General features: G+C 64.7%; 12 protein-coding genes. 6 read left to right on the forward strand and 6 right to left on the reverse strand.

The genetic code is table 11. The annotated features are described in order from the left end of the window. A complete protein-coding gene (locus HNR59_RS18585) occupies positions 1-450 on the reverse strand; it encodes a GatB/YqeY domain-containing protein (RefSeq protein WP_210307434.1) in 450 nt (149 codons plus the stop codon). 282 nt (positions 451-732) lie between these two features. On the opposite strand from HNR59_RS18585, the gene carA reads away from it, so the two are divergent. Further along, a complete protein-coding gene (gene carA / locus HNR59_RS18590; RefSeq protein ID WP_183832543.1) occupies positions 733-1,935 on the forward strand; it encodes a glutamine-hydrolyzing carbamoyl-phosphate synthase small subunit in 1,203 nt (400 codons plus the stop codon). An 18-nt stretch (positions 1,936-1,953) separates the two neighbouring features. On the opposite strand, the gene HNR59_RS18595 is transcribed toward carA, so the two are convergent. The 3 genes from HNR59_RS18595 to ypfJ form a co-directional block, all read right to left on the reverse strand. Further along, entirely contained in the window at positions 1,954-3,207 is a 1,254-nt protein-coding gene (locus HNR59_RS18595) for a TCR/Tet family MFS transporter (RefSeq protein WP_183832544.1), read from the reverse strand. Positions 3,208-3,285: 78 nt separating this feature from the next. Then, positions 3,286-4,107 carry a sulfite exporter TauE/SafE family protein gene (locus HNR59_RS18600; protein ID WP_183832545.1) on the reverse strand — a complete coding sequence of 274 codons (822 nt, stop codon included), beginning with the start codon at positions 4,105-4,107 and terminating at the stop codon, positions 3,286-3,288. Positions 4,108-4,289: 182 nt separating this feature from the next. Continuing rightward, a complete protein-coding gene (gene ypfJ / locus HNR59_RS18605) occupies positions 4,290-5,234 on the reverse strand; it encodes a KPN_02809 family neutral zinc metallopeptidase (RefSeq protein WP_183832546.1) in 945 nt (314 codons plus the stop codon). A 353-nt stretch (positions 5,235-5,587) separates the two neighbouring features. Here ypfJ and carB point away from each other — a divergent pair, with 353 nt between their 5' ends. Then, entirely contained in the window at positions 5,588-9,073 is a 3,486-nt protein-coding gene (gene carB, locus HNR59_RS18610; protein WP_183832547.1) for a carbamoyl-phosphate synthase large subunit, read from the forward strand. A gap of 68 nt (positions 9,074-9,141) precedes the next feature. Here carB and HNR59_RS18615 read toward each other — a convergent pair whose 3' ends face one another. Next, positions 9,142-9,525, reverse strand: coding sequence for a bleomycin resistance protein (locus HNR59_RS18615; RefSeq protein ID WP_183832548.1), 384 nt, complete (start codon positions 9,523-9,525; stop codon positions 9,142-9,144). Positions 9,526-9,759: 234 nt separating this feature from the next. After that, positions 9,760-10,842 carry an alpha/beta hydrolase family protein gene (locus HNR59_RS18620; RefSeq protein ID WP_183832549.1) on the reverse strand — a complete coding sequence of 361 codons (1,083 nt, stop codon included), beginning with the start codon at positions 10,840-10,842 and terminating at the stop codon, positions 9,760-9,762. Between the two features lie 138 nt (positions 10,843-10,980). Here HNR59_RS18620 and HNR59_RS18625 point away from each other — a divergent pair, with 138 nt between their 5' ends. The 4 genes from HNR59_RS18625 (at position 10,981) to HNR59_RS18640 (ending at position 14,877) form a co-directional block, all read left to right on the forward strand. Further along, positions 10,981-12,012: a helix-turn-helix domain-containing protein gene (locus HNR59_RS18625; RefSeq protein ID WP_183832550.1), complete on the forward strand. Its 1,032-nt coding sequence runs from the start codon at positions 10,981-10,983 to the stop codon at positions 12,010-12,012. An 805-nt stretch (positions 12,013-12,817) separates the two neighbouring features. Beyond that, entirely contained in the window at positions 12,818-13,444 is a 627-nt protein-coding gene (locus tag HNR59_RS18630) for a TetR/AcrR family transcriptional regulator (protein WP_183832551.1), read from the forward strand. 25 nt (positions 13,445-13,469) lie between these two features. Then, positions 13,470-13,913 (forward strand): SRPBCC family protein, encoded by a 444-nt coding sequence (locus HNR59_RS18635; RefSeq protein WP_183832552.1) that lies wholly within the window; start codon positions 13,470-13,472, stop codon positions 13,911-13,913. 217 nt (positions 13,914-14,130) lie between these two features. Further along, positions 14,131-14,877, forward strand: a complete 747-nt coding sequence (locus HNR59_RS18640) for a F0F1 ATP synthase subunit A (RefSeq protein ID WP_183832553.1) — start codon at positions 14,131-14,133, stop codon at positions 14,875-14,877. Positions 14,878-14,937 lie beyond the last annotated feature (60 nt).

The raw sequence follows: 14,937 nt of genomic DNA on the forward strand, positions 1-14,937 counted from the left end.
TCAGCCGAGCAGGCTCTTGATCGTTCCGCTCGCCTTGCCGAAATCCATCTGGCCGGCATAGTTTTCGCGCAAGGCGGCCATCACCTTGCCCATGTCCTTGACGCTTGCGGCCCCCGTTTCGGCGATTGCCGCGCGGATCGCCGCTTCCGTCTCGGCCTCGTCCATCTGGCGGGGCATGAAATCGCGGATCACCACGATCTCCTCGCGCTCCTTGGCCGCCAGTTCCGGCCGACCACCATCGTCGAAGGCTTTTGCCGAGTCCTCGCGCTGCTTGACCATCTTGGCCAGAAGCTGCGCCAGTTCGTCCGCGCCCGCGGCTTCCTTGCCGACGCCGCGATTGGCAATGTCGCGGTCCTTGATTGCCGCCTGAATCAGCCGCAGCGTGGTCAGGCGGAACTTGTCGCCCGCCTTCATCGCCGTTTTCACTTCGTCCATCAGCCGTTCGCGCATGATCGTTTCTCCTTGAATGGCCCAGATAGAGCATGTCGCCCGGCGCTGAAAAGCGGTTTTGGGCCGCATCCTGCATGAAATATCCGGACGGCGCAGAAAAGCTGCGACTTGGCGGCGCATGGTGTTGACCGGGCCTGCCGCTTCCCCTATTTCGTGAGCCTTAGCATGAACTGAGCATCAGATGTGCGGCGGCGGCGTGATTTTCGCAGGCCCCGTGCCTTTTGCCGCGGATATTCGGCCGGCCGGCCGCGCATCCGTGCAACTTCACGATGGAGCGCCGCCATGGCCAGCACTGCCCCCTGGGTTTCGGAAAAGCCGACCGCCCTGCTCGTCCTCGCCGACGGAACGGTGATCGAGGGCCGCGGCCTCGGCGCTTCGGGTGAGGCAATCGGCGAGGTCTGCTTCAACACCGCGCTCACCGGCTATCAGGAAATCCTCACCGATCCCTCTTATGCCGGCCAGATCGTCACCTTCACCTTCCCACATATCGGCAATGTCGGCGTCAATGACGAAGACGAGGAAAGCCTGGCGCCCATCTCGCGTGCCGGCGCCGTCGGCGCCATCTTCAAGGCCGACATCTCCACCCCCTCGAACTACCGCTCCACCGGCGGCCTGAACGAATGGCTGGAAAAGCGCGGCATCGTCGCCATGTCGGGCATCGACACCCGCGCGCTCACCGCTCTGCTGCGCGACAAGGGCGTGGCCGATGCCGTCATCGCCCATGCGCCGGACGGCAATTTCGACATCGAGACGCTGAAGAAGAAGGCCGCCGGCTGGTCGGGCCTCGTCGGCCTCGACCTTGCAAAGGACGTCACCAGCGGCCAGTCCAGCCTGTGGGAAGAAACGCCCTGGGTGTGGAACGAAGGCTATGGTGAGCAGGGTGAGCCCTCCATGCACATCGTCGCCGTCGACTTCGGCGTCAAGCGCAACATATTGCGCCTGCTGGCCGGCCTTGGCGCGAAGGTCACGGTGGTGCCCGCCACCGCTGCCGCGCAGGACATCCTGGCCCTTCAGCCGGATGGCATCTTCCTCTCCAACGGCCCCGGAGATCCGGCCGCCACCGGCGACTATGCGGTGCCGACGCTTCGCGAGCTGCTGAAAACCGACATTCCGATCTTCGGCATCTGCCTCGGCCACCAGATCCTGGCGCTCGCCGCCGGCGGCAACACGGTCAAGATGCATCAGGGCCATCACGGCGCCAACCATCCGGTCAAGGACCACACCACCGGCAAGGTCGAGATCGTGTCCATGAACCACGGTTTTGCCGTCGATACCGCCTCGCTGCCGGAAGGCGTGACGGAAACCCATGTCTCGCTGTTCGACGGCTCGAACTGCGGCATCACCATCGTCGGCAAGCCGGTCTTCTCGGTGCAGCACCACCCTGAAGCCTCACCCGGCTCGCAGGATTCGCACTACCTCTTCCGCCGCTTCGCCAATCTCATTCGCGCCCGCAAGGGTGAGCCGGCTCTGGCCGAGCGGGCCTGAACCCTTTCAGGGGCGCATTCAGTTTTCGGCGGCGGCCTCCATGGCCGCCGTTTTGCTTTGCGGCGCGCGCACCTTCGTCACCAGCACCAGCAGCGCACCGCTCAGGAACAGGCCGGCCACCACATAGGAAGCCCCGCCGAATTCCACCGGCGCGGCCGGCCCGGTGAACCACGAGAAGATGTTGGTGTAGATGAGCGGCGCGATGATGGCTGTGACCGAGAACAGGCTGGTGATCGCACCCTGCAACTCGCCCTGCGAGGACGGCGGTACCTGTGCGGCGGCAAGGCTGCGCAGCGGAGGCTCCGACAGTGCCTCCATGCAGGTCGCCACGATCACCGCATAGATCATCCAGCCCTGCCATGCTGCGGCATAGCCGAACGCCGCGATCGCCGTGAAGGCAAGCCCGATGGCGGCGGTGCGCCATTCGCCCAGCACCGGCACCACGCGCGGCAGCACGGTCGCCATGATCACCGCCCCGCACAGGCCGAACAGTCCCAGCGACAGGCCGATCTGGCGTTCGCTCCAGCCATAGCGATAGTCGCTGACGAAGGCCCATACCGAAGGGTAGACCATGTGGCCGAGCATCATCAGGAAGAACACCAGCCCCAGCCAGCCGATGCCCGGATAGTTGCGCATCTGCCGCAGCGCGCCGAGCGGGCTCGCCCGCCGCCACTCGAAAGGCCGGCGATGCTTCGCCTCCAGCGTTTCGGGCAGGAAGAAGAAGGCGACGATGAAATTGGCGAAGGCCAGCCCCGCCGCGAAAAAGAAGGGAACGCGGGGACCAAATTCGCCAAGGATGCCGCCCAGCACCGGCCCGATGACGAAACCGACGCCGAAAGCGATGCCCAGCAGCCCGAAATTGCGCGCCCGGTTCTCGTCGGTGCTGATGTCGGCGATGAAGGCCGACGCCGTCGAATGGCTGCCGCCGCTGATACCGGCCAGCACCCGGCCGATGAACAGCATGGGATAGGACCACGCGATGGCGCAGATCAGATTGTCGATGGCGAAGGTGAACACCGAGGCCAGCAGCACCGGGCGGCGTCCGAAGCGGTCCGAGAGATTGCCGATCACCGGCGCGAACACGAACTGCATGGCGGCATAGACGAACAGCAGCCATCCGCCCTCCCGCGCCGCTGCGCTCACGTCGACCCCCGACAATTCCTGCAGGAACGCCGGCAGCACCGGCATGATGATGCCGAAGCCGACAATGTCGAGCAGCAATATGGTGAAGACGAGGGCAAGCCCGCGCCGTGCTGTTCCGGCTTCGACCATTCCGGACTGTCCTCCTGCGCCAACGCGGCGGACGCTTCTTATATTCCAGCCGCAACTGCGGAACAATAGAAGAACGGATCAGCGTTTCATGATGCTGACATCGGCTGGCGCAGCGCCGATTTCCGCATCCGCCTGCGGCCGCAGCAGCCCGTCGAGGATCGGCATGCTGATCAGGGCCGAGACGGCGATCATGGCGAGGCAGATGCGGCGGAAGGTGCGCTCGTTCGCCAGCCCGAACATCCGGCTGCCCAGCCACAGGCCGGCACCGTAGAACAGCGCCAGCAGCACCGCCAGCATGAGCACGTGAACGGTGATCAGCCCGCCCCATATGTAGCTGATGGCCGAGAGCACGGTGGAGATGGCGAAGAACAGGATGATGTTGGCCCGCACGACGCTGGCGCTGGAGCGGCCGCCGAGCCAGTAGGCGACCACGGGCGGCCCGCCGATCTGCGCGGCGCCCGCCAGCACGCCCGAAACGGCTCCGACCAGAACGGTCAGCGGGCTGGCCGGCTCGCCGTCATAGCGCCATCTCGACATCAGCAGTGCAAGAAGCAGAACCACGATGGCCACGATCGACCATCTGATGGTCAGCGGGTCGAGAGTGCTCAGCAGGTAGACGCCGGCGGGAATGCCCGCGATGGCACCGAGCGTCATCAGCCCCACATCGCGGTGGTTCGCCAGCCGCACCGCCTTTGGGATGAAGCCCCACGCCAGCAGGGCGTCCATCACCAGCAGCAGCGGCACGGCGACCGCCGGCGGCACCGCGGTACTGGCCAGCGGCACGAACACCAGTGCCGCGCCGAAACCGGAAAATCCGCGCGCAAGTCCGGACAGGGCCGCGACCAGCGCCAGAAAGGCCAGCACAGGCAAATCGACCGGCAGTGACGACAAATTCCACATGGTATCCGGCTGGCATGACCTGTGTCGGCTCCCCGCGCTTCTCCCGGAAAGGAAAAGCCCGGCGGAGAGCCGATCGGAAAACCCCATTCGCGCCGAGGCATCACAGGCCCCGCACCCTGCCGCCCTTCACCTTCAGGCCCCCACCTTCAGGCAATGGCGGCAGGATGGAGAGTTTTCCCGCGTCAGATCGGGTTGTTGAACGTATCGCAGTCAGAGAGCTTGCCGCTCTTGTAGCCGCGGGCGAACCATTTCTGGCGCTGTGCCGAAGTGCCGTGGTTGAAGGTCTCGGGAACCACATAGCCCTGCGTGCGCTTTTGCAGCGTGTCGTCGCCGATCTGCTGGGCGGCGTTCAGCGCCTCCTCAAGATCGCCCTCCTCCAGAATGCCCTTCTGCGCCGTGTAGTGTCCCCACACGCCGGCGAAGCAGTCAGCCTGAAGCTCGACCTGCATCGACATGTGGTTGGCTTCGCTCTCGCCCATGCGCTGGCGCATCTGGTTGAACTTCGGCAGCACGCCGATCAGGTTCTGGACGTGATGCCCAACCTCATGCGCAACCACATAGGCCTCAGCGAAATCGCCGGAAGCACCGAACTGCTCGGAAAGCTGGCGGAAGAAGGAGGTGTCGAGATACACCTTCTTGTCGGCCGGGCAGTAGAACGGGCCGGAAGCCGATGACGCGAAGCCGCAGGCCGAGCGGATCTGCCCCTCGAACAGCGTCAGCTTCGGCTCCTCATAGGTCAGGCCGTTGGCCTGGAAGATGCCGTTCCACACATCTTCCGTTTCGGCCAGAACCGTGGCCACGAACTGCTTCATCTCGTCGTTGCGGGCCGAGCCTGAACTGGAGCCCGGGCCGGTTTCGCTCGACGTCGTGCGGCCGCTGTCCTCACCCGGCAGCAGTCCGCCGCCGCCGCCGGTCAGCACCTGCATCGGGTCGATGCCGCAGGCCTTCAGCCCGAAGAACAGCACCACCAGTATGACGATCGTCGAAAGTCCGCCGCCGCCGGCGCGCCCGCCAATCGGTATGCGCATTCGGCCGGGACCGCTGCCAATGTTTCCGGGCCGGCCGAAACCGCCCTGCCCGCGCTGATCGTCAATATTGTCGCTCTGGCGACGGCCTCTCCAGCGCATGCGCTTGTCGTCCTCATTCTCTGGCAGACCTCGCAGGCCAGCCTTGTCCCTTCGGCTTCGATAGATACCGTATCCATGGGACCGAGTCATGACCAATCTCGGCCGCCGGTTCCGGTCATGGCAACAACGCCCTGCCCCGCCGGTCGTTCCGCCCGCCGCTCCGCAGCTTCACGGCACCGACAATTTGCCGGCCTATGCGTATTCGCTGGGCAAACATGCATTTTTCGGGGTTACATCGGCGGAAACTCTCCCCTATAAGGCCCCCTTAGCCTGAACCAAGAATCCACGCAGCGTGAACCGACCCGGAAAACCGGCGCCGGTGTTTCGCATGCACAGCCATAACGGACCCCGCCATGCCAAAACGCACCGATATCAAATCCATCCTGATCATCGGTGCAGGCCCTATCGTCATCGGGCAGGCGTGCGAGTTCGATTATTCCGGCACACAGGCCTGCAAGGCGCTGCGCGAGGAAGGCTTCCGCGTCATTCTGGTCAACTCCAATCCGGCCACCATCATGACCGACCCGGATCTGGCCGATGCCACCTATATCGAGCCGATCACCCCGGAAGTCGTGGCCAAGATCATCGCCCGCGAGCGCCCGGATGCGCTGCTGCCCACCATGGGCGGCCAGACCGCGCTCAACACGGCGCTTTCGCTGCGCCGCATGGGCGTTCTGGAGCGCTACAATGTCGAGATGATCGGCGCCGACGCGCACGCCATCGACAAGGCCGAGGACCGCGCCCTGTTCCGCGAGGCGATGGCGAAGATCGGGCTGGAAACGCCGAAATCGATGCTGGCCAACGCCACCGAGGTCAAGGACGCCGACCGCAAGAAGCATGAGGCCGAGCGCGCAGCGCTCAAGGCCTCCGGCGCGTCCGACAAGGAACTGGACGCCCTCGAAACGAGCTGGAACCTCGGCGAAGGCGACCGCAAGCAGCGCTATGTCTCGCATGCCATGGGCGTGGCCGCGCAGGCGCTCGATGCGGTCGGCCTGCCCGCCATCATCCGCCCCTCCTTCACGCTCGGCGGCACCGGCGGCGGCATCGCCTTCAACCGCGAGGAATTCTTTTCGATCGTCCAGTCCGGCCTCGACGCCTCCCCCACCACCGAGGTGCTGATCGAGGAAAGCGTGCTCGGCTGGAAGGAGTATGAGATGGAGGTCGTCCGCGACAAGGCGGACAACTGCATCATCATCTGCTCGATCGAGAACATCGATCCGATGGGCGTCCACACGGGCGATTCCATCACCGTCGCGCCGGCGCTGACGCTGACCGACAAGGAATACCAGATCATGCGCAACGCCTCGATCGCGGTGCTGCGCGAGATCGGCGTCGAGACCGGCGGCTCCAACGTCCAGTTCGCCGTCAACCCGGCCGATGGCCGCCTCGTCGTCATCGAGATGAACCCACGCGTGTCGCGCTCCTCAGCGCTCGCCTCCAAGGCCACCGGCTTCCCCATCGCCAAGATCGCGGCCAAGCTCGCTGTCGGCTACACGCTGGACGAGCTGGACAACGACATCACCGGCGGCGCCACGCCCGCCTCCTTCGAGCCGACCATCGACTATGTCGTCACCAAGATCCCGCGCTTCGCCTTCGAGAAGTTCCCCGGCGCGGAGCCTACCCTGACCACCGCCATGAAGTCGGTCGGCGAGGTCATGGCCATCGGCCGCACCTTCCAGGAATCGCTGCAGAAGGCGCTGCGCGGCATGGAAACCGGCCTCACCGGCCTCGACGAGATCGAGATCCCCGGCGTCGGTCAGGGCGATGACAAGAACGCCATCCGCGCCGCCCTCGGCACCCCGACGCCCGACCGTCTGCGCATGGTGGCGCAGGCCATCCGCATGGGCACCTCGCTGGAAGACGTGCACGCCATGTGCAAGATCGACCCGTGGTTCCTGGAGCAGATCGCCGGCATCATCGCCATGGAAGCCCGCATCCGCGAGCATGGGCTGCCGCAGGACGCCGCCAATATGCGCATGGTCAAGGCCATGGGCTTTTCCGATGCCCGCCTCGCTTCGCTTACCGGCACCAAGCCGAAGGAGGTCGCGCATCTGCGCAATTCGCTCGCCGTCCACCCGGTCTACAAGCGCATCGACACCTGCGCCGCCGAGTTCGCATCGCCTACCGCCTATATGTATTCCACCTATGAGCAGCCCTTTGCCGGCGCGCCCGCCAACGAGGCCGGCGTGTCGGATCGCAAGAAGGTCGTCATCCTCGGCGGCGGCCCCAACCGCATCGGACAGGGCATCGAGTTCGATTATTGCTGCTGCCACGCCTGCTTCGCGCTGGCCGAGGCCGGCTATGAATCGATCATGATCAACTGCAACCCGGAGACGGTCTCGACCGACTACGACACCTCCGACCGCCTCTATTTCGAGCCGCTCACCGCCGAGGATGTCATCGAGATCCTCAGGATGGAGCAAAGCCGTGGCGAACTGGTCGGCGTCATCGTCCAGTTCGGCGGCCAGACCCCGCTGAAGCTCGCCGAAGCGCTTGAGAAGAACGGCATTCCGATCCTCGGCACCTCGCCCGACATGATCGACCTCGCCGAAGACCGCGACCGCTTCCAGAAGCTCTTGCAGAAGCTCGACCTCACCCAGCCCGAGAACGGCATCGCCTATTCGGTCGAGCAGGCCCGCACCGTGGCCGGCGAGCTTGGCTTCCCGCTGGTGGTGCGCCCCTCCTACGTTCTGGGCGGCCGCGCCATGCAGATCATCCACGACGAGGCCATGCTCCAGACCTACCTGCTCGACACCGTGCCCGAGCTGGTGCCGGAAGACATCAAGCAGAAATACCCGAACGACAAGACCGGCCAGATCAACACGCTGCTCGGCAAGAACCCGCTGCTGTTCGACACCTATCTGTCGGGCGCCATCGAGGTCGATGTCGACTGCCTGTGCGACGCCGCCCATGGGGGAGACAACGTCTATGTCTCGGGCATCATGGAGCACATCGAGGAAGCCGGCATCCATTCGGGCGACTCGGCCTGCTCGCTGCCCGTCCACTCGCTTTCCGACGAGATCGTCGACGAGCTGGAGCGCCAGACCGCGGCACTCGCGAAGGCGCTCAATGTCGGCGGCCTGATGAACGTGCAATACGCCATCAAGGACGGCACCATCTATGTGCTGGAAGTGAACCCGCGCGCCAGCCGCACCGTGCCGTTCGTCGCCAAGACGGTCGGCAAGCCGATCGCCAAGGTCGCCGCCCGCATCATGGCCGGCGAGACGCTGGACGCCGCCTTCGCCCACTATGGCGAGAAGCCGAACGCGCGCAATCCCGGCCACATCGCGGTCAAGGAAGCCGTGTTCCCGTTCTCGCGCTTCCCCGGCGTAGACATCCTGCTCGGGCCGGAGATGAAATCGACCGGCGAGGTCATGGGCCTCGACCGCGACTATGCGCTGGCCTTCGCCAAGGCGCAGCTTGGCGCGGGCGTTGACCTGCCGCGTTCCGGCACGCTGTTCGTCTCGGTGCGCGATGACGACAAGCAGGGCGTGCTTGAGCCCGTGCGCCGCCTCGCCGAACAGGGTTTTCGCGTGCTCGCCACCGGCGGCACCCAGCGCTTCCTCGCCGAGAACGGCGTCGCGGCGGAGAAGATCAACAAGGTGCTCGAAGGCCGCCCGCACATCGAGGACGCCATTCGCAACCGTCAGGTGCAGATCGTCTTCAACACCACGGACGGCCAGAAGGCGGTGTCGGACTCCAAGTCGCTGCGCCGCGCCACGCTGATGCAGAAGGTGCCCTACTACACCACGCTGGCCGGCATGGCCGCCGTGGCGGAAGCCATCGCCGCCCTCAAGGCCGGCTCCCTCGAAGTGCGCCCGTTGCAGGATTATTTCTGAGCGGCGCGAACTCCCTAAAAAAGCCGGGTTTCGACCCGGCTTTTTTTGTTGGTGCTGCCGCCTAGCGATCAGGCCGGACGTCGTTCCCCAACATCGATCCGGTTGCCATCGGGATCGGCAAGAACGAAGGCTCTCTGGCCGTAGTCCTTGTCCTTCAACGCCTTGATGATCCGCACGCCCGCCGCTTCGCAGATCTCATGAAATGCGTCGATGTCGCTGACGAACATGTGAAACACATTGACCGTCGTCGCGACATGCGCCCGGTTCTGGCTGAGATGTATCTCGGCGGCATCCTTCTTCAGAACCATGAACCCGACAGGGTCGCCGTTCTCGAACACTTTCTGAAAGCCGAGAATACCGGAGTAGAAGGCAAAGGCTGCCCGAATGTCACGAACCGGCAGACATGGGGCCACGCGGCCGAAGGTAATTGTACAAACTGGGGAAGAACCCATCGCATGCTCCTGAAAATGTGGGCAGAGGCGGCAGTGCGCATGACCGGTCAGGAGCGGTGTCCCTTTTCTTAGAATCGCATGGAGCGCAGGAAAAATAAAGACAGCCGGTCCGGGAAACCGGGCCGGCCTGCTTCAGACCCAGCCTGCAACGTTTTCGAGCGTCCTCATGGCCTGTTTGGGGAGCGCCGCTTCGCCAGCGCTCCGCAGGCAGACATTCATCAGGGCACTTCCCGGTCAGCGTGCAAGCGTACGTTCCAGATCGTCGCGTATCAGCCGCACCAGTTCGGCATGGATATCGGCGCGGGACCGAGCGCCACCATCCTCGCAGATCGGTTCGTCCTCCCCGGACGATTTCAGAATCTCGGCGGCCCCTTCCCGGCATTCCGGCAGGAAGCTGTAGTGCACGGAGTCCGCGACGGCGGCATAGGTCCCGTTCGGCGTCAGCGCTGCCAGCTTGTCGGCGATCACGCCGGGCGGAACGGTGCCGGCGCTTCCCAGATTGATGAAGCTCATCGGAATGGAAATGTCCTTCAGGCTCTGCGCGTCATAGGCCTGCGCCAGCCCCGGATCGACAAGCACGGCAGATTTGACACGGCGATCGAGGTTCGACTGCTCGAACAGCGTCTTGTCGACGGCGCGCAGGTCCACCTTGCCGACCTTGACCTGCACTTCGTTCACATAGCCGATCCCGCCCGCATACCAGGCGCAGTCCCACCTGTCATACGTGTCGCAATAGCGCGCATAAGCCTCCAGATCGGCGCGCGCGCCGGCGCTCAGCATCGCCGCCGCCCCGCCAAGCGAAAAGCCGACCACGCCGATCCTGTCGGCATCGACAAGGCCATGCCATTGCCCGTCGCCCGCCCCCCCCTCGCCGGTCAGCCTGTCGATCACGGCGGACAGGTCCGCCGCCCGTTGCCACAGTTTCGGGGTGTCGCCCGGTGTCGAATAGCCGCTGGTCGTGCCGGGATGGTTCGGACCGGCCACGACGAAGCCCGCTTTGGCGAGTTCCGTCGCCAGCCAGCTCATGCCCTGAACGCGGCTGCCCGAGCCGTGCGACAGAACCACCAGCGGAAACCGGCCCTGTGCCGGTGCCGCGTCGGGTACGGCCGGGGCTCCTGCGAATACCCTGTTGGCGCCGATCATGACCGGCTCGCCAGCATCCTTGGCCGGATACCAGACAGTCACATGCAGGTCGCGTCCGTAATCGGTCGGGGCAGCAGTCAGCGAGATCTGGCGCACGCCGACCTCCGCTGCGAAAGAGGGCGTGGCCATCGCGGCGGCAAATGCGGCGGCGCAGAGCGTTTGGAAATTGAACATCACGGTTTCCTGTGTTGGAAGGACAGGACGACAGTGCGGGAACCGTGCGTTTGATGCCTCCTCGATCGCGATTGAGGTCGTACCCGATCGCGATCCGGGCCATTATCTGCGTCCGCCATCCAACCTCATGAAGCACCGATGATCTTCGTCCCTCTGCCTTTCGTCGTCGCCTTGCTGCTGCTGATCCTTTTGGCGGCATTGCTGCGCACCACCGATCAGGCCAAGGTCAACTGGCCGTTTCTGGCCCTCATTGCCCTGTGTGCCTTGCAGACCTTTCTGGTCGGGCTGCGCTGGGGCTATGACCTGACCGCTCTGCGCTATGTGCTGCCGGTTCTGGCCGCCTGTGTGCCGCCGCTCACGCTGGCGAGCTTCCGCTGCCTGATCGCGCGCAGCGAAGCGGATCAGGGCGGGAGTTCATGGCTCCACTGGCTGCCGCCAGTGGTGATAGCCCTGCTTCTCGTCGCAGCGCCCCAGTCCATCGACATCGCGCTGGTGGCGCTGTTCCTCGGCTATGCCGTCGCCCTGCTCCAGCTTGGAAAACGCGGTCCGGACGCCCTCGACGAGGCCCGCTTCGACAAAGCCGTCGCGGCCCATCGCGCACTTGTCATCGCGGCTGCCGCGCTTTGCATCTCCGCGCTGTTCGATCTGGTGATCTGGCTGGATTTCGAATGGACGCGCGGCGATCATGCCGCCCTGATCGCCGGCAATGGCAGCCTGCTCGGGCTCCTGATGATCGGTGCGACCACCCTTGTCGCCGCGGGCGCCAAAGCCTTCCCGGAGCCCGCACACGAAGCCGTACAGACCACCTCTCCCGAGCAGGACCGGGAGATCCTCAGTCGTGTCGAGACCCTGCTCGCCGGCCAGAAACTTTTTCTCGACGAAAACCTGACGCTGTCGCGGCTGGCGCGCCGCGCCGGCGTTCCCGCCCGACAGATTTCCGGTGCCATCAACCGCCTCGCCGGCAGGAACGTCTCCCAGTACATCAACGATTATCGCATCGCCGAAGCCTGCCGGCTGCTGCGCCAGACCGACGTCTCCGTCACCGCCGCCATGCTGGAATCGGGCTTCCAGACCAAGTCCAACTTCAACCGCGAATTCCGCCGCGTCACCTCCCTGAGCCCCGCAACATGGCGCGACAGCAACCGGCAGGACCATCCCACAGAAGCCTGACATCAGCCCTCCATCTCCCCGCGCCCCGCTTCCAAGCTTCCTGCTCCCCCAATCCATCCGGCCCGCCACAGACCCTCTCTGTCTGTGTGATTTGTGGCAGCCGGGGAGGTGGAAGAGGGCCCGTTCCCCCGAGGGTACGCAGCCTTCAGTATACAAGGATCCCTTCCGCCCCACCCTGAACCTGAACAACTGCCCATGCCGGCTGAGAGCCGGAACGACATTGGCAGGAACTGACCCAAGGCCACAGACCGTCATCTGCTGTGACCTTTCCCCTGCCTTCATTGATGCCCAGACCCTTCCGGACGGAGTGGCATCGAGGATCGCGAACACCAGTTCGGGATTGCCGCAGGGGCAGCGTCATTGCCTCCTTTGCCCCCTTCTCGTCCTCCCGCCCCTCTGCCCCCCTCCCACACATTTGTCTCCCCCCTTTCCAACGCTACAACCCCCATCCATCCCACCCGCCCCAACTCCTTCTCATCCGCGCCTTCTCGTCCTCCCGCCACCCCCCATCCCCCGCCCACCTCTCCCCACCCCTTTCCGCTCTCTAGCCTCCGGTCCATCCGGCCCGCCACACCCCCTTCCCCCAAAAGTGTTCGCGCCATTCTCCCCACCTTCCCAAGCAAGCTCAACGCGCGCCACGCCGGGGGGTCCTGTTACCTACCAACTCGTCAGCTATCCGACCCCGGCCATCCCGCCCCGGCCTCCCCGCTCTCAACGAACCCCACCAGCATCTCCGCCTTCCGCCCGCCCTTTCGTTGACAACATACCAACCAGTCGGTATGGTTTTCGTAAAAGGTCAAACCCGATGCCGAAACCCGCCACCAGACCAGATGCCAGGCTGAAGCTGCTGGATGCCGCTTTGTCGGTGATCCGCGCCAAAGGCTATACGGCCACCAGCGTCGATGAGTTGTGCGCGACGGCCGGCGTCACCAAGGGGGCCTTCTTCCACCATTTCAAAAGCAAGGAAGAGCTTGGCGTCGCGGCTGCGAACCACTGGTCGCAGCTCACCGGCGCCCTGTTCGCGGCCGCCCCCTATCACGCGCATCCCGATCCGTTCGCGCGCATCATCGGCTATCTGGAGTTCCGCAAGGCGCTGCTGCGGGGCGGCGTGCCGGAATTCACCTGTCTTGTCGGCACCATGGTGCAGGAGAGCTACGAGACCGCGCCCGCCATCCGCGAGGCCTGCAACGCCAGCATCAGCGCCCACGCGGCAACCCTTGAAGCCGACATCGAAGCGGCCATCCAGGTGCGCGGCCTTTCTGCGGAGTGGAGTGCTGCTTCGCTGGCGCTGCACACGCAGGCCGTCCTTCAGGGGGCCTTCATTCTCGCCAAGGCCAGAGGCGGCGCTGAAATCGCCGCCGACAGCATCGACCACCTCATTCGCTATCTGCGTCTGCTTTTCGGGCCGGGGGCCACGGACCACCAACCGTAACGCCACATCAGGAGGAGACTGTCACATGCCCGCTACAATCCGACTTCACCGCGTGCTCGCAACCGGCCCCGAAAAGGTCTACCGCGCCTTCACCGAGGCTGATGCCATTGCAAGCTGGCTCCCGCCCTACGGATTTCTCTGCACCGTGCATGAAATGGATGCGAAGGTCGGCGGCCGGCACAGAATGTCGTTCCGCAACTTCACGACCGGCCAGAGCCATTCCTTCGGCGGCACCTATGTCGAACTCGTGCCCGGCGAGCGCCTCGTCTACACCGACACCTTCGACGATCCGAACCTGCCGGGCGAAATGCGCGTCACCGTCACCCTGAAGGCCGTTTCCATGGGCACCGAAATCCATATCGAGCAGCAGGGCGTACCCGACGTCATCCCGCCGGACGCCTGCTATCTGGGCTGGCAGGACTCGCTGCACAAGCTGGCGCGACTGGTCGAACCCGAAATCAACCAGTAGCGGCCCGCATATCGGCCAGGCGGCCACGCCTGTCGGGTGCCGATCCTCTGCGGCATCCGCCCCGCCTGCCCCCGGCTCAGGCCCCCGCTCAAACCCCGGCCAACGCCCTTCCATTGACGAAAGCCGTGGCGTTGGCTAGGGGAGCCTCGCGGGGGACGACCCTCGCCTCAGTTGAAGAATACCGGGACGGCCCGGCCACTCGAAGGAGGGCCGCGCCATGGCCGGACCAATCGAACAGTTTGAAATTTCGCGGATTGTCCCGCTCGAAATCGGCGGGCTAGACCTCAGCTTCACCAATGCGTCGGCCTATATGGTGCTCACCGTGGCGCTCGGTGCGGGCTTTCTGCTGCTGGCCACGCGCCGCCGCGCCATCGTGCCGGGCCGGCTTCAATCCTGCGCCGAGCTGCTGTTTGAGTTCATCGGCAAAACCCTGCGCGACAATGCCGGCGAAGAAGGCATGCGCTTCTTTCCGCTGGTCTTTTCCCTCTTCATGTTCGTGCTCGTCGCCAATCTGATCGGCATGTTCCCCTATGCCTTCACGGTCACCAGCCACATCATCGTCACGTTTGCACTGGCCATGCTGGTTTTCCTCACCGTCACCGTCTACGGGCTGATCCGCAACGGTCTCGGCTTCCTGCGCCTGTTCATGCCGCCCGGCGTTCCGCTGGTGCTGGCGCCCATCCTCGTGCCGATCGAGGTGGTATCCTACATCTCCCGCCCCGTCAGCCATTCGGTGCGCCTGTTCGCGGTCATGCTGGCCGGGCACATCACGCTGAAGGTCTTTGCGGGCTTTGTGGTTTCGCTGGGCGAGCAGGGCGCGCTCGGCATTGCCGGAGCCGTGCTGCCGCTTGCCATGACCGTTGGCCTGACAGGGCTGGAACTGCTGATGTCGGTCATACAGGCTTATATCTTCACCATGCTCACCTGCATGTATCTGAACGATGCGTTGCATCCCGGTCATTGACCGGAGGCCACAATCGTACCAATTATCGCGAGTGAGGACGGCCTCTCTTCAAAACCATCG

This window comes from Aquamicrobium lusatiense, assembly GCF_014201615.1.
In the GTDB taxonomy this organism is placed as follows: Bacteria; Pseudomonadota; Alphaproteobacteria; order Rhizobiales; family Rhizobiaceae; genus Mesorhizobium; species Mesorhizobium lusatiense.

Excerpts from the sequence above, each read along its gene's own strand:
- HNR59_RS18585 (WP_210307434.1), bottom strand. The coding sequence starts at position 450 with ATGCGCGAACGGCTGATGGACGAAGTGAAAACGGCGATGAAGGCGGGC.
- carA (WP_183832543.1), top strand. The coding sequence starts at position 733 with ATGGCCAGCACTGCCCCCTGGGTTTCGGAAAAGCCGACCGCCCTGCTC.
- HNR59_RS18595 (WP_183832544.1), bottom strand. The coding sequence starts at position 3,207 with ATGGTCGAAGCCGGAACAGCACGGCGCGGGCTTGCCCTCGTCTTCACC.
- HNR59_RS18600 (WP_183832545.1), bottom strand. The coding sequence starts at position 4,107 with ATGTGGAATTTGTCGTCACTGCCGGTCGATTTGCCTGTGCTGGCCTTT.
- ypfJ (WP_183832546.1), bottom strand. The coding sequence starts at position 5,234 with ATGCGCTGGAGAGGCCGTCGCCAGAGCGACAATATTGACGATCAGCGC.
- carB (WP_183832547.1), top strand. The coding sequence starts at position 5,588 with ATGCCAAAACGCACCGATATCAAATCCATCCTGATCATCGGTGCAGGC.
- HNR59_RS18615 (WP_183832548.1), bottom strand. The coding sequence starts at position 9,525 with ATGGGTTCTTCCCCAGTTTGTACAATTACCTTCGGCCGCGTGGCCCCA.
- HNR59_RS18620 (WP_183832549.1), bottom strand. The coding sequence starts at position 10,842 with ATGTTCAATTTCCAAACGCTCTGCGCCGCCGCATTTGCCGCCGCGATG.
- HNR59_RS18625 (WP_183832550.1), top strand. The coding sequence starts at position 10,981 with ATGATCTTCGTCCCTCTGCCTTTCGTCGTCGCCTTGCTGCTGCTGATC.
- HNR59_RS18630 (WP_183832551.1), top strand. The coding sequence starts at position 12,818 with ATGCCGAAACCCGCCACCAGACCAGATGCCAGGCTGAAGCTGCTGGAT.
- HNR59_RS18635 (WP_183832552.1), top strand. The coding sequence starts at position 13,470 with ATGCCCGCTACAATCCGACTTCACCGCGTGCTCGCAACCGGCCCCGAA.
- HNR59_RS18640 (WP_183832553.1), top strand. The coding sequence starts at position 14,131 with ATGGCCGGACCAATCGAACAGTTTGAAATTTCGCGGATTGTCCCGCTC.